We start from the raw sequence: 24,525 nt of genomic DNA, 5'->3' as shown, positions 1-24,525 counted from the left end.
CGGCCGGCGCGAGCAAATTTTTGCGCTTGCCTATGTAGCTGAGATTTGCCTCTAGGCTTTCGAACCGTGCTCGCGCGTTACGCTATGGTATGCCAGGCTGCAGACCACTTCCTGCGAACGTAGCCTGCTTTAATAATCACGATAACCGACGGCCGTTGCTTCTATGTGGCATCAGGCAAGGTCGAGAGCGCAGCTTCCAGGCGCTGCAACGCTGCGTCGGACGGAATGCCGAAGCGTAACCAAGTTCTCTGATCAGGAAATTGGCGAACATGAATCCCGGCATGCGCCAGGGTATGCGCAACGCTTTCCGCTCGCGGATGTTCGGCGAGACGAAAAAGAGGCGTAGCCCCAACAATGTTGCATTTCGCAACCGCTAGCAGCCCATCCAGACGCCGGGCGCAATTGGCCAGGCGATCCCGCGCGCTGATCAGCCAGCCGGTATCTTCAAGAGCGCGGCAACCAATAGCGATCGCCGGACCTGAAACTGCCCAGGGACCAATCCACGACCTCAGCACCGACGCCACTCCAGGCTCGGCAATTGCGAAGCCGAGGCGCAGACCCGCGAGACCGTAGGTCTTTCCGAATGATCTTAGAATGATGGTTGAAGGCGGCTGCAGCGGGCCGAGACTTTGATCGGCTCCAAGAAAATCTGCGAAAGCCTCGTCGACCAGGAGAAGGCCTTGCCTGCGGGCCATGTCTTCAGCGACACTCAGCAATTGACGCGGTTCGTAATGCCGCCCCGTTGGATTATTTGGGTTCACGATTACGACAACGTTCGCATTATCGATCTCGTCCAGCTCCCCGATTACGCGAACGGCATGACCCATTCTCGCCCAACAGCGTATGTGTTCGCGATAGGTCGGGCCGATGATCGCAACGTCAGTCGGCTCTTTGAGGCGCGGAATGACTTGTATGAGTGACTGGGTCCCCGGCGCTGAGACCACGTGGTCCAGATCGACGGCACCATGGCGGTGAGCAGCCTTGCAGCGCAGTTCAGCATCCTCCTCCCGCAGAGGAAGTCTCGACCAAACGTCGGCAGGGAGCGGCGGGATTGGATAGGCGAACGGATTAATTCCGGTCGAAAGGTCTATCCATGGCCGTGGTGCGTTCGGATATCTTTTGGAAACGGTATCAATATCGCCTCCGTGAGGCTCAAATTCAGCCTGTCCAACAGATTGGCTGGCAGAAAAAGATTTCGCTACGGCGGGAGTGTTCATAGGCTTCGAACTCGCATCGATCGGCCTTTCGACTGACAGTATCGATCGGATATACGACGCTCCGAGTCCCCTATAAAGATCAGCCTGCGGCGGGGTCACGGTTTCGTTTTGTCCTTAAGGCGTGGCCGGGCGGATATCGCCATTATAGGTCCCCCTGCTGGATGACCCATAAGCGGACGAGGGCGGCCTTCGGTTGCCCCAATCAATTCCGGTACGCGTGCGGCGGCCAGAATGCCATACCTGTTGCGGCTTCGGCCAACTTCATGATCTATGTTCGCTTCTCATCGTGGGCAAAAGGACGAATCTCATGCTTGAAGAATTCAAGAAATTCGTGCTTCGCGGCAATGTCGTTGACCTCGCGGTCGGTGTGGTTATCGGCGTCGCCTTCGGCGCCATCGTGTCGTCGCTTGTGGGCGACATCATCATGCCGATTATCGGAGCCGTGACAGGCGGCCTCGATTTCTCGAACTACTACTTGCCGCTTTCCGAGAAAGTCCACACCGGCGTTGCCTATGCGGACGCCAAAAAGGAAGGAGCCGTGCTCGGCTATGGAGCATTCATCACCGCGCTCCTCAATTTCCTCATCATCGCGGGCGTGCTGTTCATGGTTATCCAGGCTATGAACAGGCTGATGAAGAAGGAAAAGGCTGTCGAGAAACCGGCGGAACCCAGTGCGGAAGTGAAGATCCTCACCGACATCCGCGATCTGCTCGCCAGAAAATAACCGACCTCCTGCTGGCAACTACTTTTCCCGTCCCCTAGGCTCCGGCCTCTCGAATGGTGCTTGGTTTGCCTTGCGAGAGGCGAACCGCTCAGCGGGAGCAGGTGCCCCTGAATCAGCGTTTGACGTAAGACGTAAAAAGTATGGAGCCCCTGTTTCAGCGTGCGCATCGTGGCGATCACGAAAGCTCTGCTTAGCCTGCGGAGAAGCCGTATTGCGAACGTCATGGAAATCGGCAAACAAGGAAGCGCTTGGTCTCACACTCACATCTGCACTATGTCCTGGCCGGCATGATGCCGGCCTTTCTTTTTACGACGGCCAACTCCATTTCTGTCTCGGCCATCATCTCACGCAGATGGTAGTAAGTGTGCGCCGAGCCGCTACGAAGCACTGGCGGCGATCGAAGTCCTAGGCCAGCAGAACGCCGACCGTGCGCCTTGGCACGCTTCGCACGTGCAGCACGATTCTACCCCCTATGGAGTAATCGGTCGTGGCAATAGACGAAAGGCGTCGCGCCATAGCCAATCCTTGGTTCTCGGGAGAACCAAGGAGTCATAAGAAATGGCCAGAGACCCACGCTTCGATATCCTCTTCACGCCCCTGAAGCTCGGCTCCAAGACGATACGCAACCGCTTTTACCAGGTGCCGCACTGTAACGGGGCGGGCACGAACTCACCCGGCATGAACATGGCGCATCGCGGCATCAAGGCCGAGGGCGGCTGGGGTGCGGTGAATACGGAACAATGCTCGATCCATCCGGAATGCGACGACACGCTGCGTATTACGGCGCGCATCTGGGACCAGGGCGACATGCGCAACCTGCGCGCCATGGTCGACCACGTGCACAGCCACGGATCGCTCGCCGGCTGCGAGCTCTTTTACGGCGGCCCGCACGCGCCCGGCATTGAATCGCGGACGATCTCCCGCGGACCCAGCCAGTATAACTCGGAGTTCGCGACCGTTCCCGGTTGCCCGGGCTTCACCTACAATCACGAAGCCGACACGGACGAGTTGCACCGCTTGCAGCAGCAGTACGTCGACGCGGCGCTGCGTGCCCGCGACACCGGCTTCGACCTGGTGAACGTCTACGGCGCGCACGCCTATGGCCCGATGCAGTGGCTCAACCCTTATTACAACCGGCGCACCGACAAATACGGCGGCAGCTTCGAGAACCGCGCCCGCTTCTGGGTCGAGACGCTCGAGAAGATCCGCCGCGCCGTCAACGACGACGTCGCGCTCGTCACGCGCTGTGCGACCGACACGCTGTACGGAACCAAGGGTGTCGAGCTCACCGAGGATGGCTTGCGCTTCATCGAGCTGGCCTCGCCCTATCTCGATCTCTGGGACGTCAACATCGGCGACATCGCCGAGTGGGGCGAAGACGCGGGCCCCTCGCGCTTTTATCCGATTGCGCACGAGAACGACTGGATCCGCCACATCAAGCAGGCAACGAGCAAGCCCGTCGTCGGCGTCGGCCGCTACTACGATCCCGAAAAGATGCTGCAGGTCGTCAAGGCGGGCATCATCGACATCATCGGCGCCGCCCGTCCGTCGATCGCCGATCCGTGGCTGCCGCGCAAGATCGACGAGGGCCGCATCGACGACATCCGCACCTGCATCGGCTGCAACGTCTGCATCTCGCGTTGGGAAATGGGCGGCGTGCCGTTCATCTGCACGCAGAACGCAACGGCGGGCGAGGAATACCGCCGCGGCTGGCATCCGGAGAAGTTCGAGCCCGCCAAGTCCGAGCACGACGTGCTGATCGTCGGCGCCGGTCCTGCGGGTTCGGAATGCGCCCGCGTCCTGATGGAGCGCGGCTATACCGTTCACCTGGTCGACACGCGCGAAAAGACCGGCGGCTACGTCAACGACGTGGCGACGCTGCCGGGCTTGGGCGAGTGGAGCTTCCATCGCGACTATCGCCAGACCCAGCTTGAAAAGCTCATCAAAAAGAACCCCGATTGCCAGATCGCGCTCAAGCAGAAGCCGATGACGGCGGATGACGTCCTGCAGTATGGCGCCTCGCGCGTCGTCATCGCCACGGGCGCCAAGTGGAGCACGACGGGCGTCAATCATCGCACCCATGAGCCGATCCCCGGGGCGGACGCGAGCCTGCCTCATGTCCTGACTCCCGAGCAGGTGTTCGAGGGTAAAAAGGCCGTCGGCAAACGGGTGATGATCATCAACTACGATCCCTACTACATGGCCCCGAGTCTTGCGGAAAAGTTCGCACGCGCAGGCCACGACGTGACGGTGGCCACGGTGGGCGGGCTCGGCGCCTACATGGAGTACACCCTCGAGGGTGCGAACATGCAGCGTCTCATCCACGAGCTCGGCATCAAGGTTCTGGGCGAAATGGGCTGCTCCCGCGTCGAGAAGGGCCGTGTCGAGCTCTTCAACATCTGGGGCGAGGGCTACAAGCGGTCCTACAAGGGTGCAGGCCAGCTGCCGCGCAACGAGAACTCCAGCCACGAATGGCATGAGTGCGATACGGTGATCCTCGTCACGTCACGCCGGTCCGAGGACAGCCTCTATCGTGAGCTGAAGGCCAGAAAGGACGAATGGGCGGCAAACGGCATCAGCAATGTCTTCGTCATTGGCGATGCCGAGTCCCCGCGCATCATCGCGGATGCCACCTTCGATGGCCACCGCCTGGCGCGCGAGATCGAAGACCCCGATCCGCAGCACCAGAAGCCCTACAAGCGCGAACAGCGCGCCTGGGGCACGGCCTATAACCCGAATGAAAACCCGGATCTGGAGTGGCGCGTCTAGCGCTCCTCCGCTCCCGATCGCAGAGACAAACGCATCAAAGAATGAGGATCAGACGATGACCATCACCGCATTCGGAAAATACACCGCTCCCAAATCGACACCCATCACCGCCGACCTCGACGGCTGGAAGCCGGTCGCCGGCACACCGTCCATGAAAACCTGGATCGAGAACAAGACGGCCGACGGAAAATTCCTCACCGGCTTCTGGGAAGCGATGCCGGGGACCTACCACGTCACCTACAAGGCCGACGAACTGATCCACCTGTTCGAAGGCAAGGTGACGCTGACGGAGGACGGCACCGGCAAGACGGCGCAGTTCTCGGCCGGCGACAGCTTCCAGATCGACGCCGGTTTCGTCGGCACCTGGAAAACCGAAGAGAGAATTCGCAAGATCTTCGCGATCCGGATCGCCTGACATCCCGAGCCGTTCCGCCGTCAGTGGCAACGTCGAACGGCTCTCGATCTCGGAGCGTGCAAGACAGCAAGATCCCTGATGTCTGTCGGAGATTGGCGTGGCGCAGGTGACTGCGCCATCCATCGACGGCTCTGCCGACGCACATCCCCTGTGATCTGATCAAGTCGACGAAAAACACAGACGGCGATGGAGACGTCGCGAAGGCGATCCGCGTCAGCGGCGGCAAGCATTCATTCGAAGTGAGGAACTGGCCATGGCAGCAGCCATGGATCAATAGGAATATTCCGGTGGAATCGCGCGAGATATTTTGGGGCATCACGACGCAGCAGCTGATCATGTTCTACATGCTCGGCACGGCATCGATCTTGGTCTTCCTGTATGGCGCGTACGCCCACATCGCAAAATATGCGCGCGGCAAATCGCTTGTCGAACCGCTGGAGCTTTACGGCCGCGTCGTCCGCGGCCTCAAGGATATTTTCTCGCATCGCACGCTTCGGAGGCGGGATCTCGCTGCGGGCCTCGCGCACAAGGGCATTTTCTACGGTTATCTCTTCGGCACGATCGCGACGACGCTCTATTTCCTCGAAATCGACATTGTCAAACCTCTGACGGGCATCACCTTCGTCAAGGGCAAGTTCTATCTCATCATGAGCCTGCTGCTGGATCTCGGCCATCTCGCCCTGATCTTCGGCCTCATCTACATGATCGTTCGCCGCGCGTTCATTCGGCCCAGGAAGCTCGACTACGTGCGCAGCTACCGGGGCGAAACGGAGCTTCGCGCCGTGGCCCAGGGCTGGCGGATCGAAGACTGGATTTTCGTCGTCACGCTTCTGATCATCGAGTGCACCGGCTTTTTGCAGGAAGCCTGCGGTCTGATCGTCGATAAGCCGGCGTGGGCGGCGTGGTCGCCGATCGGCTTTGCGCTTTCGAAAACGCTGACCAATGCCGGCCTGACGGAGGAGACAGCCGCCGCCATCCGGCATGCGAACTGGTGGATGCACGGCATCCTGGCGCTGACGTTCACGGCCGCGATACCCTGGTACAAGGCGAAGCACGTCATTGCGGCGGTCGGATCGCTGATCTTCCGCAACAAGCAGCCCCTGGCGCTTCTGCCGGGCGAGCCGAAGGATGCCGAAAAGGCCGGCATTTCCTCTATCGACGACTTTACATGGAAGGACATGCTGCATCTCGACGCCTGCACCAAGTGCGGCCGTTGCCATGAAGCCTGTCCGGCGCGCACGGCCGGATATCCGCTCAGCCCGCGCGACTTCATCCTCGATCTCCGCGAATACAACGACGAGGCGCGAGGCTGCCCGACCTCGGCGATCGACCTTGTCGGCGGCGTCATTGCGCCCGAAACGCTTTGGGCCTGCCGGACGTGCGGCGCCTGTCAGGAAATCTGCCCGGTGGGCATCGAGCATCCGTCGTTGATCGTGCGCATGCGCCGGCACCTGGTCGAGCAAGGCACGATGGACCCCTTGCTGCGCAATACGATCATCCAGATCGGCGACACCGGAAACAGCTTCGGCGAAAATTCGCGCAAGCGCTCGCAGTGGACGAAGGCGCTCGAATTCCGCGTCAAGGACATCCGCGAGGATGCCGCCGATACGCTATGGTTCGTCGGCGACTACGCCTCGTTCGATCCGCGCAACCAGAAGGTCAGCCAGACCGTCGCGCGGATCCTCAAGGCGGCGCGGGAAGACTTCGCGCTGCTGCATGAGGGCGAGAAGACTGCGGGCAATGACGTGCGGCGCGTCGGGGAAGAAGGGCTCTACGAGGAACTCGCCACCCACAACATCGAACAGATGCAGGCGGCCAAGCCGTTCAAACGCATCATTACGACCGATCCGCACAGCTACAACACGATCAAGAACGAATATCCCGCGTTCGGCAAGGTGGCGCCGATCGAGCACTATTCGAGCGTCCTTGCCGACCTGCTCGGCAGCGGCCGGCTCAAGGTCAGGACGCCGCTCAACAAGCGCGTCACCTTCCACGACCCGTGCCATCTCGGCCGCTTGAACGGCGGCTACGATGCGCCGCGCAAGGTGCTGGAGCTGATTGGCTGCGAGCTGATCGAAATGCCGCGCAATCGCGACAACTCATTCTGCTGCGGCGCCGGCGGCGGGCGCATCTGGATCCCCGATACGCCCGGCACGCAGAAGCCCTCCGAGAACCGCGTGCACGAAGCGGCGGCGCTCGACATCGATATCTTCGTCACCTGCTGTCCAAAGGACTTGACCATGTTTGAAGATGCTCGGAAGACCGGCGGGCACGAGAAGGATTTTGTCGTCCAGGATCTGGCCGAGCTCGTCGCCGAAGCCATCGAGCTGAAGTCGCTCAAGCTGCAGGATCTGCCGCCGCTCGCGGACCGCCTCGTCAACGCGATCGCCACGCATATTTCGGACGCGGTCGCCGCGAAGCTCGATGCGGTGCTGAAGGCGCGCCTCGCGAGTCTCCCGGCTGTTGCGGCCCCTGCGGCTCTGGCTCCACCGGCGGCTGCCGAGCAGTCCGTCCCGGCCGCCGCCGCGCCGGTCCAAAAAGAGCAGGCCCCGGCCGACGTCGCGCCGAAACAGGACGCAAAAATCGCCGAAGCCGCGCCGTCAGCGCCTGCCGTCGAGCAGAAACTTACGCCTGTCTCGTGGGATGGGCTGAAGCCCGTCACGCCGGCGACCTTTGCCAACTACCAGGCGCCGCCGAAGACCGGTCTGCGCATCCTCGTCACGGTCAAGAACGTCGCCAAGCTCGGTGACGAATACGGCTTCACCGAAGACGGTCGCGACGTGCGGCGCGAGTTCATGGAGTTCTCTCTCAACGAGTGGGACGACGCGGCCCTTGAGGAAGCTCTGCGCTGCGTCGAAAAAATGGGAGGCGGCGAGGTCGTGGCGGTCACCGTCGGCGATGGCGATGCCGATGCCTCGTTGCTCAAAGCCCTGGCGAAAGGCGCGCATCGCGCCGTCAGGATCTGGGACGAGTCCCTGGCCAATGCCGATCCCATCACCATTGCGCGGGCCATTGCCGGTGTCGCCAAGGCGGAGGATCCCGATCTCATCTTCTCCGGCGTGCAATCGGGCGATCAGGCGCACGGCGCTACGGGCACGGCACTGGCGCGCATTCTCGGGCTCCCGCACGCCGCCGTCGTCGTCGGATTCGAGTGGGACGGCAAGGGTCCGCTGAAGCTGACGCGCGAGCTCGAAGGCGGCCTGCGGCATAATTTCGATCTCAAGGCGCCCGCCGTCGTCGCCATTCAGACGGGCATCAACACGCCGCGCTTCGCGACCATGAAGATGGTCAAGCAGGCGAAACAGAAGCCGCTCGTCGTCGTCGACGGCGCCGGCGTCGTCGACGGCAGCGGCGGCTACGTCGTCAAGCGGATGTACATCCCCGCGCAGTCGAAAGCCGAAATGCTGACCGGCACGCCGGCAGAAATCGCGAAATTCATCGCCAACCTCATTCGTGAAAAGAAGGGCTGACCATGGCGGGAATCCTCATCGTTGCCGAACACCTGAACGGCGTGGTTCGCGACATCACGCGGGAAGCGATCGGCGCCGCGCAATCGGTCAAGGCGGCGCTTGGCGGCCCCGTCGTCGTTGCCGTGATTGGCAACGACATTGCCGCAATCGCCGACTCGCTCGACCTCGCCGGTGTCGACGAGATCGTGTCGGTCAAGGCGCCGGCCGATCACTTCGATCCGCATATCTACGAAGAATGCGTTCTCGAACTCGGCAAAAAATACACCCCCGAGCTGATCTTGCTCGGGCACACCGTCAACGGCATGGCGTGTGCCGCGGCCGTTGCGGCCCGGCTCGGCGCCGGCTTTGCGAGCGACGTGCTGGCGCTTTCCGCCGACGCCAACGGGGTTGTCGCGACGCGCGGCGCCTACGGCAACAAGGTCAACCTCGAAGTCGCATTCCCGGAGCGCAAGATCGTCGTCCTGGCGTTGCGCGGCGCGACCTATCCGGTTCCCGACGCCAAGGGCAATGCGCAGCGGACGACGTTCGAGCCCGATCTCGGCAAGGCCGCCGAGAGCATGCAGCATACCGGCTACATCGAGGCGCCGCAGTCGGACATCGACATCTCGAAAGCGGAATACATTCTCTCGGTGGGCCGCGGCATCCAGGAGAAAGATAACCTGCCGCGCTTCGAGCAACTCGCCGGGCGGCTCGGATTCACCTTCGGCTGCTCGCGCCCGATCGTCGATTCCGGCTGGCTGCCGAAGCCGCATCAGGTCGGCCAATCCGGCAAGGTCGCGAGCGCCTGCAAGGTCTACGTCGCGCTCGGCATCTCGGGCGCCGTCCAGCATCTCTACGGCATGAAGCACATCGACACCATCATCGCCATCAACACCGATCCCGAAGCGCCGATCTTCAACGTCGCGACCTACGGCGTCTGCATGGATCTCTTCGAATTCGCGAAGGAGCTCGAAGCCCAATTCAACTGATCACCACAAGACCTACCTAAAGCAGAAAAATGAAGGAGCACTAATGAGGGTTTGCTCGGCAAGCTGAAGCCTAGAAACGCTCATTTCGACGCAAATAGAAAAGATCAATTCAGCGGAGGGAAATCATGACGGTTGAAGTCGCAGACATTTCGGGAGGACAGGTCCCGAAGGAACTGGTTCGATCCATCGATTGGAGGGGCGCGTTCTGGGTTGCCAGTGGCGTGCCGGCGCTGGTGCTGTTCTCGATTGGCGGCATTGCAGGCATGACGGGCAAGGTTGCCTTCGTCGTGTGGGCGGCCTCGATGGTGATGGGATTCGTTCAATCGTTCACGTATGCCGAGATCGCCGGTTTGTTTCCGAACAAATCGGGCGGCGCATCCATTTATGGCGCTGCGGCCTGGGTCCGCTATTCAAAGATCATCGCGCCGCTTTCGGTGTGGTGCAATTGGCTGGCGTGGACGCCCGTTCTTTCGCTCGGATGCTCCATTGCCGCCGCCTACATCTTGAATGCCATCGGGCCGATCCCCGCTGCAGATTCTCCACAGGTGCTGGCTTGGGCGCAGGCCCATGCGGGATCGATCACGGCCGATAGTCCGCGGGTCGCCGAATGGCTGGCAGCCAACTCCGGAAAGACGGCCACCGATGCCATCAGCGCCCTGCTGGCGCTGGACGGCGTCAGTGCGCTGACGCCGACCATACGCACCTGGACCCTGTTCTCACAGAGCCTCGGTCCGGTGACCTTCTCGCTCAATGCCGTGTTCTTCATCGGTGCGGTGCTTATGCTCATCACCTTCGCCATTCAGCATCGCGGTATTCTGGGCACCGCGAATGTCCAGAAATACATCGGGTTGCTCGTGATCGTCCCGATGCTGATCGTCGGCGTGGTGCCGATCCTCACCGGCCAGATCGACTGGTCGAATTATTCCCCGCTCGCACCGTTGAAGGCGGCCGCCCTTCCCGAGACGGGTCCATGGGACATCAACGGTTGGACCCTGGTCCTCGGAGGCATGTTCATTGCGGCGTGGTCGACGTATGCGTTCGAGACGGCCATTTGCTACACCAGTGAATTCAAGGATCCGAAGACCGATACGTTCAAGGCGATCTTCTATTCCGGTCTCCTTTGCCTGCTGCTCTATACGCTGGTGCCTTTCACGTTCCAGGGCGTCCTTGGCCTCGACGGCATGCTCGCCGGGCCGATCGTCGATGGTTCCGGCGTTGCCGACGCGATGGCAAAGATGGTCGGGGGCAGCGGCTTCCTCGTCAACATCATGGTCATGTTGATGATCCTTGCCCTGATGCTGTCGATCATGACGGCGATGGCAGGCTCGTCGCGTACTTTGTATCAGGGTTCCGTCGACGGCTGGCTTCCCCGCTACCTCGACCATGTCAATAGTCACGGCGCACCGACCCATGCGATGTGGACGGACCTCATCTTCAATCTCGGCCTGCTTGCGATCGCCGCGGCCGATGCGACGAGCTTCTTCTTCATCCTCGCGGTCTCGAACTGCTGCTACATCATCTTCAACTTCCTGAACCTGAACTCCGGCTGGCTGCATCGCATCGACAACGGCCATATTACGCGGCCGTTCAAGGCGCCGACGCTCCTCCTTGCGCTTGGCACTTTGTTCTCCTTCGTCAATGCGGCGTTCATGGGGGCCGGCGCGAAGGTCTGGAACCCGATGGCGCTGACCTCGGCGGCGATCGCGGCGGCGCTGATCATTCCCGTCTTTATCTTCCGCCACTACGTTCAGGACCGGGGCCAGTTCCCGCAGCACATGCTCGACGACCTGAACCTCACCGCCAATAGCATTCAAGCGCGCAAGGCCGGCATCCTGCCCTATCTCGTGTTGCTGGCCGGCGTTTGTGTCGTCCTCATCGCTAACTGGTTCTTCCAGTTGGCGGGTTGAGGCTTCATGCACGAGCAAAACTCGCACGAGGCCAGGAGGCGACGTCCTCTTGGCCTCGTTCTACGCCATGGCGGGGACCTATAACTTCACAGTCCCTTGCTACAACACGCTCAAGGTCCGGCGATGGGGTGGTGGGCGCAGATCTACATCGCCAACTCGGAATATACAGTCGCGAACTCGTCACCCTTCACCTCGCCGGGTTCTGGCTGGGCGCGACATGGGCGCGAAGGCGCCACCTCGAAGTCTGGAAGTTTCTCGCAGCCTCGGCTGCAATAACACTGCTGCGAACTTCTCGTGTGGCGCATGGAGATTGTCTGGTTAAACTTGCCATGACCTCGTGATGAACCGAGCGAAGTTCACCGCATCCGGCGACAGCACGTGGGAACAACTGCAAGCGCGGTACGCAGACATGCGGCACGGGCTTCGGAAGTGACCACAGGCATACAGTTTCGCTATTGGCACATCACTTGGAACTGACGATTTGAAACGCCAGTTCCCACGGCGTGCGCTGAACCTCGCGCGGAAGGGTGACACCGGAGCCCATGCACTCCGGACAAAGGTTCCTCAGGCGGGAGAAGTAGATTTCCTTCTTGGTGACGCCGTTCCGCATGCGCTGGATTTCATGCCTCATCGTCTGTCCGCGAAAGATGAAACCCGTGCCGCTGCAGGTGCGGCACGTCGTATCGGTTGTCTGGACATAGGACATTGGCCACCTCCAATAGCCCTACGCGCATTCCGTCCTTGAAGGTGCCGGCGCGGCGGACCAAACGAGTGCCTGCATCTTAGATGGCTGTTGTCCCGCCGTCAGCCCGACCAAAGCCGAATTTACCGGCGGATTGACGAAATTTTGTAACAGCGAGGATTGAGAGACGCATCCCGATGCTTTTGCCTGAAGGCGAAGGGGCGATTTTCTTTTATTGCGTCGATGGCGTCCGCGCTGGCGACGTCTGTGCCGGTGGACCCGGATTGGATTCACGAATTGAAATTCGACGGCTGGCGCGCAGCTGCATATCGCCAGTCGCGAATGACCCGAAGCGGGACTGCAACTCCGAGTTGCTTTAGTAGGGCGCTCTTGAAGCGGATCAATGAAAGTCCCGCGATCCCGGCAGAATGCGGACGTTGCGGGGATGATGGGTGCGTGAGGCCTGCGGATGCAGGAATTCGTCGGCGCTCGACAACTCTATCGTCGGCTTATGCGTGTCCGAAAGGCGCGCAAGCTCCGCCGTCCGGTCGATGATGCGCGCCGCCATGAGATGGATGACGTTTTCGGGACTACGCTGCACCTTGCCTTCGATCAGCAGCAGCCGGCCGCCCATAACCTCCTTGCGGAACTTCTCGAACGTGCGCATCCAAAGCACCGCGTTCGTAATTCCCGTCTCGTCCTCCAAAGTTATAAAGATGGCATTCCCCTTGCCCGGCCGCTGACGCACGAGCACGACGCCTGCAACTCGTCCTCGGCTGCCGTCACACTGAGTCGTAAGCTCGGCACAGGAGGCAATGCCTTCGCTCCGGAATATAGCGCGCAGCCATTCCATCGGATGGCCTTTGAGCGACAATCGGGTGGTCTGGTAGTCCACTGCGATGTTTTCGCCAAGCGACATTGGCGACAACTGTGCATCGGGTTCCTCGCCTAGGTCCGGTTCGCGCGCAGCTGCGAACAACGGCAACTTGTCTGCTTCCGGCAAACGTCGCGCCGCCCACAACGCATCCCGGCGATGGATGCCAACGGAGCGGAAGCAATCGGCATCGGCAAGCAAGCGAAGCGCCCGCTGCGGCAGGCGTGTGCGCCGCGCCAGACTATCGAGGTCGGCATATCCGTTCCGGCGCAGATCGATCAGTCGTTTGCACCACGTCTCCGACAATCCGTCGATTTGCCGGAAACCGAGACGCAGCGCCGTTCTACCGTCAGCGCCTGCACATAACGTGTTGTCCCAATCGCTCGCATTGACATCAATCGGATAGACGTCGACGCCGTGGTCGCGCGCGTCGCGCACGATCTGCGCCGGAGCATAAAATCCCATGGGTTGCGAATTCAGGAGCGCACAGGCAAAGGCGGCCGGATAGCGACGTTTGATGAACGCGGAGATATAGACGAGTCTGGCAAACGCGGCTGCGTGGCTTTCCGGAAAGCCATATTCGCCGAAGCCTTTGATCTGCTCGAAGCAGCGCTGTGCGAAATCACGATCATAGCCGCGTTCGACCATACGCTCGACGAGCATCGACTCGAATTTATGGATCGTGCCGGCGTTGCGGAACGTTGCCATCGCGCGGCGAAGCTGATTGGCTTCGGCGTCGGTGAATTTGGCCGCCACCATGGCGAGCTGCATCGCCTGCTCTTGAAAGAGCGGAACGCCGAGCGTGCGCGACAGCACGTTGTGAAGTTCGTTCGGATCGTGCGGAGGATTCGGATGAGGAAACGTCACCTCTTGCCGATTTTTCCGGCGGCGCAAATAGGGGTGCACCATGTCGCCTTGGATCGGTCCCGGCCGCACGATCGCGACCTGGATGACGAGATCGTAAAACTCCTTCGGTTTCAGGCGCGGCAGCATGTTGATCTGTGCTCGGCTCTCGACCTGAAAGACGCCGATCGAATCGCCTTTCTGAAGCATTTCGTAGACATCCTGCTGTTCGGCAGGAAGGGCGGCAAGATCGAAGTTCTCGCCTTCGTGCGTGCGGATCAGGTCGAACGCCTTGCGAATGCATGTCAGCATGCCCAGTGCGAGAACGTCGACTTTCATCAGGCGGAGAACGTCGATGTCGTCCTTGTCCCATTCGATGAAAGTCCGCTTGTCCATCGCGGCATTGCCGATAGGGACGATCTCATCCAGCCGTCCGCGCGCCAGCACGAAGCCGCCGACATGCTGGGAGAGATGGCGCGGAAAACCGAGGATGCGCGTCGCAAACGCGATGGCTTGGCTGATGACCGGATTGCGATGGTCAATGCCGGCTTGCCGGAGATGCGCTTCGGACAGTTTCGAACCCCCGCTTCCCCACACGGTCCCCGCGATGCGGCTGGTGATATCTTCGCTCAGACCGAGAGCTTTGCCGACCTCCCGGATGGCGCTGCGCGGGCGATAGCGGATCACGGTTGCGACCAGCCCCGCACGCTCGCGGCCATAGCGCTTATAGATGTATTGTATGACTTCCTCGCGCCGTTGGTGCTCGAAATCGACGTCAATGTCCGGGGGCTCGCGTCGCTCGTTCGAAATGAAACGTGCAAAGAGCAGGTTATGCTGCTCCGGATCGACCGATGTGATGCCGAGCACATAGCAGACGGCGGAATTCGCGGCCGAGCCGCGCCCCTGACAAAGAATGCCCTTTTCCTTGGCGTAGCGAACGACGTCATAGACCGTAAGGAAGTACGGTGCGTAATCGAGCTGGGTGATGAGCTTCAGTTCATCTTCTAATTGTTGCCGCACCTTGTCCGGGACACCATCCGGATAGCGCACGTGCGCTTTCTTCCAGGTCAAATGATCGAGCCATCCTTGCGAAGTCCAGCCGGACGGCACAGGCTCGTCGGGATACTCATACTTGAGATCGCCGAGAGAAAAGGAGACGCGCTGAAGCAGATCCTGCGTAGCGGCGATGGCGGATGGACAGTCGCGGAAAAGCTGTGCCATGTCCGCAGGCGGCTTAAGGTGGCGCTCGGCGTTGGCTTCGAGCCGCGTGCCAGCCATCTCGATACGCAGACCTTCACGGATGCACGTCAAAATATCCTGGACCGGCCGTTGCTCTGGCGTGTCGTACAGCACGTCATTGACGGCAATCAGCGGCACGTTCGTAGAGGCTGCAACGCCGCTCAGCCGGTGCAGAACGTGGCGGTCATCTCCTTTCAAATGCAGGGCGGCTCCAAGCCAGACATTTCCGGGCGCGGCCTTTGCGACGGCGTGAAGATGTGTTTCGAGGCCATCGAGCGCTGGCGGCGGAATGACAATAAGAAGGAGGCCCGCGCAGTCGGACAGCAAGTCCTCGCGCCGAAGATTGCATTCGCCTTTTTTTGCCTGGAGCTTTCCTTGCGTGAGCAGGCGGCAGAGCCGTGCCCAGCCCGTGCGATTTTCCGGATAAGCGATAATGTCCGGCGTGCCGTCGATGAATACAAGACGTACGCCGACGAGCAGCTTGAAGCTCTTTGCGCGAGCTTTGACGGCTTCCGGAATGTCGGCCCAATCGCCCGACTTGGCATCTTCAATCCAAGCGTACTCGCCAGGACTGGAACCTTCGCGGACTTTTTGCGGCGCAGGCAATCCGTCGCGCCGCAAGTCTTGCAAAGCGCCGTAAGCCCTGACGACGCCCGCAAGCGTGTTGCAATCAGCGATACCGATTCCCGTGTACCCAAGAAGAACGGCCCGCACGACAAGATCCTCGGGATGAGAGGCCCCGCGCAGAAATGAGAAATTCGTGGTCGTGGCGAGTTCGGCATAGGACGTCATGGAAAAACTCCATGCAGAAACCATCTCTGCCGTTCGCCGATCGCTGTTGCGGCCGCCCGAAAAATCCAGAAGCGGTGCCCATTCGAGCTTTCGACGCGATAGTAGTCGCGCGTGCCATAACCTGACGGCGGGCGCCACCATTCTTCGGCAATCCGCTCGGGGCCGTTCGCATTCGCAATGCGATGCGTGACGCGACGCCAGCGGATGCTTTCCGGCCTATTGTTGTCACCGGCTTCGACATCGATCGGGTGTGGACGCGCATAGATCAGCGGTGGACGCAAACCCGCCGTGCTGCAGATCGCGCCATGCTCCCACTCGTGCGGGGGCGCAGGAAATGTCGCTGGAACCACGGTCTGCGCTCGTTCCGGGATATGGCTATCGATCGGCTGCAATCGCATCACGCGCTCGCGTCCGAACATGGTGCTCAGCCGGTCGACAAGCTGAGCGACCTTATCTTTCTGGTCGTCCTGCGCATTGAATGTGCCTTGGCTCTCCATCCACGGCTCGACTCGCACTGCTTCGAAGCAGATCAGATCGAAGCCGAAACCAGGATCGAGAGGATCGGCAAGCGCATCGAGACGATCGCGGTAGAGGCGCAAGATGACCTTGGGATCGCGCGTCGGGCGGCTGGTTTCGACGCGGATGCGGCGGACGGCGCCATCTGCCCGCAAAAACATACCTTCGAAGATGCGTCCCCCGACGCTTCGCGCAGCCAACTGATCGCAGACGGACGCGGCCAGATCGGCAAGCATGCCCGCGATGACATCGTGACTGGCGACGGGTTCGGCGCAGCGCAATTCGGCTCTGTAAGGAACCGGTTCACGGAGAGGAGAGATGCGCCTGTCCTCTTCGCCGAGCACGCGAGCGAGTTTTGCCGTGAACGCCGATGTGAAACGCGCGGCGAACAGCAGCGATGGCCGGTCGGCGATTTCGGCGATGGTCTTCAGGCCGGCGCGCCGCAAGGCCGTTGCATCTTCTTCAGCGCATTCGAGCGCCGCGACGGGCAGCGCACGCACGAGCGTATCGTCTTCGGCAAAGCAGGGATTGACGGGAGAGAAGCGCGCCAGAGCGCGCGCCATGTCGGGTGTTGGAGCGATTGCAAGTTTTGCGGCCGAGATGCCGGCGGCATGCAAAACCTTCTGCAGGCGTACGGCAAGCATCGCCTCTCCTGCAAAGAGATGACTGCATCCCGTGATGTCGAGCGCGAGACCGTCCGGCGGATCCAGGGCAACCGATGGCGTAAAAGCTACAGCCAGATCGGCAAGATGTGCGATGAAAGCCGCATCCGCCAAGGGATTGGCAGCGATCGCACGGATGCGAGGAAGACGTGCCCGCGCATCGGCAAGCGCCATACCGGCTTGCAGGCCAAGCGACCGGGCATGCGCATCGACGGCCGCCAGCTGCGAAACACCCTTCGCTTTGGCAACGAAAACCATCGGACGGCCGTCGTCACTTCGGTTTTCATGCTGCCAACGATCCGACGACAGGAACGGCATCCACAGACACAGATACCGTCTGCACGAAGCATCGTCGTTCATGATCCCACTCCACGATGCAATTTCTTCCGTCGAGACCCGACGAGCTTTTCAGCACAACCGCCTTGAAGGTCGGCCGCCGTGTGCCGTCCGGCTTCGATTGAGGCATACCCTGCACACGCCAGCGGATTTGCGCGGCATTGGGCGCGATGCGGCCGCCGTATCGAATGAGCACGATCTCGACACCGGACTTCTCCGCAGCCAGTTTCAATCTTCGGCTGGCCGTCAGATCGATGGGAGCGACCGTTTCCAGGATGACGACACTCAGCGCCGCGCAACGCGCCCCTTCAAGAGTAGCGCGCAGGGCATCGGCGGGTGTGCGCGCCTCGACGACGATGCAGTTATTGGGAGACAGCCCGAGAGCGATCAGTCCAGGACCATAGACGTCTCCGGTTTCCACTACGGCGACGGCTTCACGCACCCACAACAGCATGGCATCGCGCGACGCTGCTGCCCTCGTCGTCTGCGCCGCCAGCGCCAGACCGAAGCCGACAGCAGCCCCAGCATGGCCCGCCCCGGCGACCACCTCGCGAAGAAGAATCGATGCATTGACTGCGGAAACCCAGGGTGACGACATGGCGAAAGAAGAAGATCAAATAATTTGTTCTTCTTTTGTTCTATAGAGCTTTAGCCTTCCTGTCTAGCCTCACTTTGCAATGACCGCTCCTGGCCGATTTGTTCAAACGTTACGCGGCACGTTCATGAGCGATTCACCCGCCGGACATGACCGGACCGCGAAAGCAGGCCCGCTCTTTTTGCGCATAATGTGCCCACCTGTGACAGGCGTAGAGTGCCACCACTACCTGACGGCACACTCATTTATCCGGGATGACGATCTTATGATCATTCGTGTCGACCACGAAGATAGCTAGAAGCTTGGCCGGTTCCGTGTCGCTGGCATTGTGACTGACCTGGTGATGATCACCCGGCTTCTCGGTCCAGCTCTCGCCAACCTGATACACACGCTCGGGACCGTCGTTCACTTTGCTGCGAATTGCTCCTTCCAACACGCGCGCGTAAATGAAGGCCGACTGCGGGTGACGATGAGACACCGATCCGGCACCCGGTGCGTATTCGACGAGCACGACGCGCATGCTTTTGTCAGGTACATTGGGCAACTTCTGATCAAAGACGACGGATACGTTCGCTCCCGGAGCGATCTTCTCTTGAGCGACGGCGCTCGTCGCGAGCAGAGCGGCAGCAGCCGTGACCAGCAGTGCAGTCTTCTTCATGGTGCTCCTCCTTCTCTAAAGTTGTGATGCATCACGAGGCTCGTACCCAATCGGCAAATCGAATGGACCCGGGTATGAACTGCGCGACTGGAGCCAATCCATCCTTGTCGAGAATGGCACCAAAGTATTTGGCGTCAGGATCGGGAATCACCTTACGCGGGTCACCTTTCGACGAAAGGTATGACCGGACGAACTCTGCCAAACTCGATGCTTCAGGACCGGCGAGCTCAACTGCGCTGTTCTTCGGTGCGGCGGCTGCAATATTCGCGAGGGTGGCGGCTACATCGTCGGCTGCAACGGGCTGAAACTTGGATGGCGATAGATGAATGATGCCTTCTTCGGTTCCAGCTTGTGCGATCGCATCGAGAAACTCAAAGAACTGGGTCGCCCGCAGGATCGAGTAAGGGATGGTGGCTGCCTCTATGAGCTCTTCCTGCACGCGCTTGGCGCGGAGGTAGGCGCTGTCGCGGATGCGATCAGCGCCGACGACAGAAAGAGCGATGTAATGCGCCACGCCTGCTGCTTTGGCCGCGTGCAGCAGATTCTCCGTTGAGTGGCGGAAGAATTCGAGGACGGCGTGCTCTTCGAACGACGGCGAGTTGCTGACGTCAACGAGGACATCGGCGCCGGTCAGCGCCTCCGTTACGCCTTTGCCGGAAACGCTATCGACGCCTGTCGATGGCGATGCGCTCACAACGTCGTGGCCTTGGGATTTCAGAATCGCCCCAAGCTTACGGCCGATGAGGCCACTGCCCCCGATGATGACGACTTTCATTGTGCTTCCTCTGAGTTCCGTCGCACTGTGTCTTTGCGGGCATCAAGCATACCTTGCAGCCAGCAACGGGCGATCAATGCACGATAAGACCGTTAACAATTGTGTTCTGATAGCTCGTCGCTGATCTCGATCTATCAAGGGAAAAATTCTATTAGCCGATATCGAACGAGTTGGTTCATCGGCGCTAGCCGAGCCCACCACCATGTCCTTTTGCAATGGAAGAACAAGCCTTATCCAAGTGTGCGCCAAGTCAGCGGCTGACGCTTAGCGGACTGTGACCCGAGACTCTACCGTGCCGCCGGCTTGGGCGACGATGGCGGTGGCTGCCATGTCCATCTTGCTCGGAAAAACGAGAATAATGATGAAGTCATCGCTGTCAAAGGTGAAATAAAATGCTTCGAGTTTACCGCCGAACTAAAAGAGATCACGGCCGAGTTCCAGAACGCGCCCGCAACTAGTTCAGCGGAACGCTGATGACTCCCCTTCCGGATGTCGCATCGGAGGAGCGTCGATGCTGCAGCCCAGTCCGTTTACGAAGGACGAGACACTCACCATCATCGAAAGCCGTCCGCGCAAAATCCGCATGCGACCACTGTCCTCCGTCAAGTTATCCAATCAAAAAGTGCTTTCATCCTCCATGGCCCGGCCGATGCGCCGGTCGGGAATGAGCCACATCGCCGCGACGGCTACGTAGATGGCATGCGAAATTGAGGAATGCCAGAATGCGGCAGCGACGGCGGTGAGGTAGAGCACGATCGACGTCTTCCCCTTCCAATCGGAACCAACCGCCTTGGCCAAGACGTGGGTCTCGCCGTGACGCCGGATAATCGCCCGCTGGAGGATGTACCAGGCCACGGCCGGCATAAACAGCGCGACCCCGTAGAGGGCTGTCGGAACGGCGAGGTAATGATTTTCGCCCATCCATGCCGTGGCGAACGGAATGAGGGACAGCCAGAATAGGAGATGGGCATTCGCCCACATAATCGCTCCGTCGATGTTCTTGCAGGTCCTGAGCAGCTGGTAGTGATTGTTCCAATAGATCGCGACGTAGATAAAACTCAGCACGTAGCTCAGAAACATGGGCACCAGGCGCCCGAGGGATTCCAGGTCGGCGCTTTCTGGAACCTTGAGTTCCAAAACCATGATGGTGATGATGATCGCGATCACGCCGTCGCTGAACGCGGCCAGCCGCTCCATACCGGATCTCCCTCCACATGCCGGCGTCACCGCCAGGCTTGCTTCAATTCTCGGACCTCCTCCTGCAACAACTTCACCCCGTGTTGCAAGCTGCCGATGTTGTCGTTGGCGGCCTTGAGTTTCGCCTCCGTCCGTGCCCGGTCAACATCGAAGACGTTGTGGGAGTAGATCGTGTCTCCCGCCGCGCCCGTGGGGGTGCTGCATGCGGCGTTGGTTGCCTCAGTTAGCGCGACGAGCCCCACGAGGAGCAGGAAGATGCGCAGTGCCGCGCCGAACGGGCGAACCGTGAGGGTACTCAGTCAAGCTATTGGAAGAATGCGTATACGATAAGGGGATACGCCCAGTTTCTATGCAGGATTGTTGCCGGTTCGTCATGGACGGCTACGGGTAGCCTATGCCGCGCCGACATTCAGCATAAGCCACCGTAGGTGCGTGACGGCGAGGAAAGGGCGGAGAAGTTTACTTCGCTGCTTCGATCTTTCCGCATGCGATCGGGATCGTGACCTGGGCAGGTGCGCCCGGAAGAGACTTCACCGAATCCGGCAAAGCGGCGGTGTTTGCAATGCCGTGAATGAAGACAACACGCTTATCGAGTTCGAGCCCGGTCTTGAACTTATCCTTCAGCGCCGTTTCAAGAGCAGCGACCGATTCACTATCCGAATAGTGCGCAACACCGTTTTTGTCCGCCTTGGGGAATGAGTCGTTCGCAATCTCAAGGGCTGCGGGATGCGCATCGAACGGGACCATGGTGGTTCCGGCCATCGGCTCCGTCTCCAGGAGATCGATGTATCCATCCTTGTTGGTGTCGGCTGCGGCCGTCGGGCAAACCGCGTCCTTGCCATCCGCGAAACCGTGGAAATGCTGAAGGTGCATCATGTCCGGTGGCAGACCGCTCAAATCAATCGTGGTGATGAGCGTGCCATTTGCAATCTTGAAGTCCGCCGTTCCGTTCGCCGATGTTCCGATTTTATCGGCATTGAGCGGCTGCAACTTGGCAATGAAGTGGTCGGCCGCGAGAGTCGGCGCGGCCGAGATCAACAACGCAAGAAGGGGTAATGCGAGGAACCACATTATATACGCATTCGATTTACCGATCATGTCCGATCCTCGCCTTCATAAGGGATGAGGCTGTCGGGATGCTTCCCGTAAGTCGGGAAATTTCTACAAAAGCACGTCCGCCTGGGGGCGTGAGGCGCTGCTCGTCATAAGATACAAGGCGGATCTATCTTATGATCTGCAGACGCTTTGCGCGATCAAATGGACGTGAGCCTGTTGAGATTTGTTGTTCCCTTATAAGCGACGTCTTGAACATCGCGGCGCTCAGAACAACGCCTCGCAATCGAAATCTGATCATCGAGTTCAATTCCACGCAGGCGACCATCGATCGCAGAAACATGTATTGACAATATATCTTTGAAGATGATGCTGGCTGCGGCGCTGCACGTTCAGCGCAGGAGGTGCGAACCGGCCATGCCTCAAACGGCGCCAGCACATCCAGTGAAGATTTCGAAAAACGATGACGAAGCGTTAGCCCGCGTCTTTATGGGCTACACGGTCTCGGCGACTGTGTGGCTAATTTTTGCGACGTTCGTCGGAATCCTGCTCGCCTACAAATTCGGTGCGCCAGAGTTTGGCCCCGGAGAATGGCTCACCTTCGGACGCCTGCGTCCGATCCACACAAATGGAACGTTTTACGGTTGGGCCAGCATCGCCCTCGTCGGTCTTGCCTATTACGTCGCCGCCCGCAGCAGTCGCACCCCGCTCTTTAGTGCGCGATTGGCGTGGCTCGGATTGTGGTTGTTCAACATCGCGGCGTTCGTTGGAACCGTCGCCCTTTTCCTCGGCTACAACGCTGGAGATCTCGAATACCGCGAGTGGCCGTGGCCCGTGCGGCTGATCTTCCTCGCGGCTCTGCTGGTTACAGCCTGGAATTTGCTCGCCACGGTGGCGCAACGAAGCACGGACGACATCTATCTTTCCAACTGGTATACGATGGGTGGCGTACTCTGGACGTGCATCATCGCGGTGGTGGCGATTCTTCCCTGGTACCAATACGGGCTCGGGCAGGTTGCGGTATCCGGTTTCTACATGCATAACGCGGTCGGCATGTGGTTCACGCCGCTCGCGCTTGGCATCTTCTACTACGCGCTGCCCAAGCTGCTCAGTCGCCCGATCTACTCCTATGCGCTCGGCATCTTTGCGTTCTGGACCAATCTGGTATTTTACCCGATTATCGGCGCACATCATTTCTTGTTCAGCCCGCTTCCCTGGTGGTTGCAAACCACAGCCATTGTCTTCAGCGTGGCCATGCTCGTTCCGGTGCTGGGGGGCAGTGCCAATTTCCTGCTGACCATGCGCGGATCGTATGGTGAGTTGCGCCACTCTTACCCGCTGATGTTCATCTTCGTGGGCGTGCTCGGTTATCTGCTCGGCTCGACCCAAGGAACGTTCGAGGCGTTCCGCTCATTGCAAGCGATCTGGCATTTGACCAACTACACCGTCGGCCATTCGCACCTCACCATGTATGGCTTCGTCAATTTCGCCATTTGGGGCGGCGTCTATGCATTGTTGCCTGCGGCGACAGGCAAATCTCCCAGTCAACTTGGTTTGGCGCTGCACTTCTGGATGGCCCTGGTTGGGGTTGTCATCTACGTCCTTTCCCTGTCCATCGGTGGCACCATCCAAGGGTTGGACTGGGAACATGGATTGCCGTTCATTCAATCGGTGATCGACATGCAGCCGTTTTATGTCTGGCGCGGCGTCGGCGGCGTGCTCATGTTTCTGAGCCATCTGGTGTTCGCCTGGAACATCTGGGGCATGACGGTGGGCATCAGACTCCGCCAAACCGCGCCCGAACAAGTGGCGGCTAGAGGGCGCACGGCATGAACAAGATTGTTCTGATCGCCGGCGGCTCGACATTGGTCTATGCAGGGCTAGCTTTGATGATGGGTGTTCTGCCGGGCATCGCTCTCTCTCGAACACCGTCTGGTCCGGGCATCAAGCCGATTTCGCCGCTTGAAGCCGAGGGACGCGACGTTTACGTCGCCAACGGCTGTAGCTATTGCCACACCCAGCAGGTGCGCCCGCTCGAGCAAGACAAGGTTTTCGGGCGGCCCTCCGCTCCCGGAGATTTCGCATATCAGACGCCGGAATTGCTCGGCTCGGAACGCACTGGTCCGGATCTTACCAATATCGGCGCGCGACAGCCGAGTTCCGTATGGCAGTACATTCACCTCTATAATCCCCGAGCGGTGGTGCCACAGTCGATCATGCCCTCGTTTTCCTGGATGTTCGATGTCGTGGATAAGGCGCCGCAGGGTGTCAACTCCGTGCCGTTGCCAAAGGAATATGCGCCGAGCCATGGCGTGGTGATTCCGAGCCATCAGGCACAGGCATTGTTGGCGTATCTTTTATCATTGAAGCAAACGCCATGGCCCAACAGCAAAGTGGCAGCAGGCGGCGATCACGCGGGTGCCTCCTCGGAGTCTTCTTCAAAAGAGTCTACGGCCGTTGCTGCTAACGGTGGGTCTGCCGCCGGCTACGACGCGAAAAAAGGGCAACAGCTCTTCAGTACCCATTGCTCCGTTTGTCATCAGGAAACGGGCGAGGGTTTGCCCGGTGCATTTCCCCCCCTCAAAGGAGATGCGGCGGTCAATGATGCAGATCCGGCCACGCATATCCATACCGTCTTGTTCGGCCTCAAAGGGGCGACGGTGGGTGGCGTCAAATACGATAGCGAGATGCCCAATTTCGGGGGCACGCTCAACGATGCCGACATCGCGAACATCATCAATTATGAACGTAGTTCGTGGGGTAACCACGGCAAGCACATTACCGACAAGGAAGTGGCAGCTATACGCGCCAAGGGAAAGTGAGCGGAGAGCAT

At 60.0% G+C, this 24,525-nt stretch carries 17 protein-coding genes and 1 pseudogene; 8 read left to right on the top strand and 10 right to left on the bottom strand.

Annotation, left to right across the window (positions count from 1 at the left end; genetic code table 11):
- Positions 1-161: 161 nt before the first annotated feature.
- Complete coding sequence (gene cobD, locus HYPDE_RS11755; RefSeq protein ID WP_041320434.1) at positions 162-1,217, bottom strand: threonine-phosphate decarboxylase CobD; 1,056 nt, start codon at positions 1,215-1,217, stop codon at positions 162-164.
- A gap of 307 nt (positions 1,218-1,524) precedes the next feature.
- On the opposite strand from cobD, the gene mscL reads away from it, so the two are divergent.
- The 6 genes from mscL to HYPDE_RS11725 all read left to right on the top strand — a co-directional run bounded on the left by mscL (position 1,525) and on the right by HYPDE_RS11725 (position 11,470).
- Positions 1,525-1,941 carry a large conductance mechanosensitive channel protein MscL gene (gene mscL / locus HYPDE_RS11750; RefSeq protein ID WP_015598684.1) on the top strand — a complete coding sequence of 139 codons (417 nt, stop codon included), beginning with the start codon at positions 1,525-1,527 and terminating at the stop codon, positions 1,939-1,941.
- A 558-nt stretch (positions 1,942-2,499) separates the two neighbouring features.
- Positions 2,500-4,710: an FAD-dependent oxidoreductase gene (locus tag HYPDE_RS11745; protein ID WP_015596871.1), complete on the top strand. Its 2,211-nt coding sequence runs from the start codon at positions 2,500-2,502 to the stop codon at positions 4,708-4,710.
- A gap of 55 nt (positions 4,711-4,765) precedes the next feature.
- A complete protein-coding gene (locus tag HYPDE_RS11740) occupies positions 4,766-5,125 on the top strand; it encodes a cupin domain-containing protein (protein WP_041319870.1) in 360 nt (119 codons plus the stop codon).
- A 287-nt stretch (positions 5,126-5,412) separates the two neighbouring features.
- Positions 5,413-8,595: a heterodisulfide reductase-related iron-sulfur binding cluster gene (locus HYPDE_RS11735; protein ID WP_015596768.1), complete on the top strand. Its 3,183-nt coding sequence runs from the start codon at positions 5,413-5,415 to the stop codon at positions 8,593-8,595.
- Positions 8,596-8,597: 2 nt separating this feature from the next.
- On the top strand, positions 8,598-9,563 hold the full coding sequence (locus HYPDE_RS11730; protein ID WP_015596769.1) for an electron transfer flavoprotein subunit alpha/FixB family protein: 966 nt from the start codon (positions 8,598-8,600) through the stop codon (positions 9,561-9,563).
- A gap of 125 nt (positions 9,564-9,688) precedes the next feature.
- On the top strand, positions 9,689-11,470 hold the full coding sequence (locus HYPDE_RS11725; protein WP_015598683.1) for an APC family permease: 1,782 nt from the start codon (positions 9,689-9,691) through the stop codon (positions 11,468-11,470).
- 463 nt (positions 11,471-11,933) lie between these two features.
- Here the strand turns inward: HYPDE_RS11725 and HYPDE_RS11720 are convergent, their stop codons facing one another.
- From HYPDE_RS11720 to HYPDE_RS11675, 9 genes and pseudogenes are all read right to left on the bottom strand, one after another.
- Positions 11,934-12,176 (bottom strand): hypothetical protein, encoded by a 243-nt coding sequence (locus HYPDE_RS11720; protein ID WP_015598681.1) that lies wholly within the window; start codon positions 12,174-12,176, stop codon positions 11,934-11,936.
- A 376-nt stretch (positions 12,177-12,552) separates the two neighbouring features.
- Positions 12,553-15,900 carry an error-prone DNA polymerase gene (locus HYPDE_RS11710; protein WP_015598679.1) on the bottom strand — a complete coding sequence of 1,116 codons (3,348 nt, stop codon included), beginning with the start codon at positions 15,898-15,900 and terminating at the stop codon, positions 12,553-12,555.
- Positions 15,897-17,438, bottom strand: coding sequence for a Y-family DNA polymerase (locus HYPDE_RS11705; protein ID WP_244437613.1), 1,542 nt, complete (start codon positions 17,436-17,438; stop codon positions 15,897-15,899). Before HYPDE_RS11705 ends, HYPDE_RS11710 begins: the two co-directional genes overlap by 4 nt.
- Positions 17,362-18,012 (bottom strand): ImuA family protein, encoded by a 651-nt coding sequence (locus tag HYPDE_RS11700; RefSeq protein ID WP_015598677.1) that lies wholly within the window; start codon positions 18,010-18,012, stop codon positions 17,362-17,364. The genes HYPDE_RS11705 and HYPDE_RS11700 overlap by 77 nt, the downstream gene beginning before the upstream one ends.
- 238 nt (positions 18,013-18,250) lie before the next feature.
- A complete protein-coding gene (locus HYPDE_RS11695; RefSeq protein WP_015598676.1) occupies positions 18,251-18,667 on the bottom strand; it encodes a cupin domain-containing protein in 417 nt (138 codons plus the stop codon).
- Between the two features lie 31 nt (positions 18,668-18,698).
- Entirely contained in the window at positions 18,699-19,442 is a 744-nt protein-coding gene (locus HYPDE_RS11690) for an SDR family oxidoreductase (protein ID WP_015598675.1), read from the bottom strand.
- 264 nt (positions 19,443-19,706) lie between these two features.
- Positions 19,707-19,844, bottom strand: a pseudogene (locus tag HYPDE_RS19855) (hypothetical protein); the annotation flags it as partial.
- Positions 19,845-20,057: 213 nt separating this feature from the next.
- A complete protein-coding gene (locus tag HYPDE_RS11685; protein WP_015598673.1) occupies positions 20,058-20,639 on the bottom strand; it encodes a TMEM175 family protein in 582 nt (193 codons plus the stop codon).
- 459 nt (positions 20,640-21,098) lie between these two features.
- Positions 21,099-21,737, bottom strand: a complete 639-nt coding sequence (locus HYPDE_RS11675; RefSeq protein ID WP_015598671.1) for a hypothetical protein — start codon at positions 21,735-21,737, stop codon at positions 21,099-21,101.
- 372 nt (positions 21,738-22,109) lie between these two features.
- On the opposite strand from HYPDE_RS11675, the gene HYPDE_RS11670 reads away from it, so the two are divergent.
- Together HYPDE_RS11670 and HYPDE_RS11665 are read left to right on the top strand one after the other, a co-directional pair.
- Positions 22,110-23,525 carry a cbb3-type cytochrome c oxidase subunit I gene (locus HYPDE_RS11670; RefSeq protein WP_051112077.1) on the top strand — a complete coding sequence of 472 codons (1,416 nt, stop codon included), beginning with the start codon at positions 22,110-22,112 and terminating at the stop codon, positions 23,523-23,525.
- The gene (locus HYPDE_RS11665; protein WP_015598669.1) at positions 23,522-24,514 is read left to right on the top strand and encodes a cbb3-type cytochrome c oxidase subunit II; all 993 of its coding nucleotides are present in this window, start codon (positions 23,522-23,524) and stop codon (positions 24,512-24,514) included. Before HYPDE_RS11670 ends, HYPDE_RS11665 begins: the two co-directional genes overlap by 4 nt.
- Positions 24,515-24,525: the final 11 nt, after the last annotated feature.

Origin of the sequence: Hyphomicrobium denitrificans 1NES1, from assembly GCF_000230975.2 — a bacterium.
GTDB classification, from domain to species: domain Bacteria; phylum Pseudomonadota; class Alphaproteobacteria; order Rhizobiales; family Hyphomicrobiaceae; genus Hyphomicrobium_B; species Hyphomicrobium_B denitrificans_A.
This window is presented reverse-complemented; position numbering and strand designations above follow the sequence as displayed.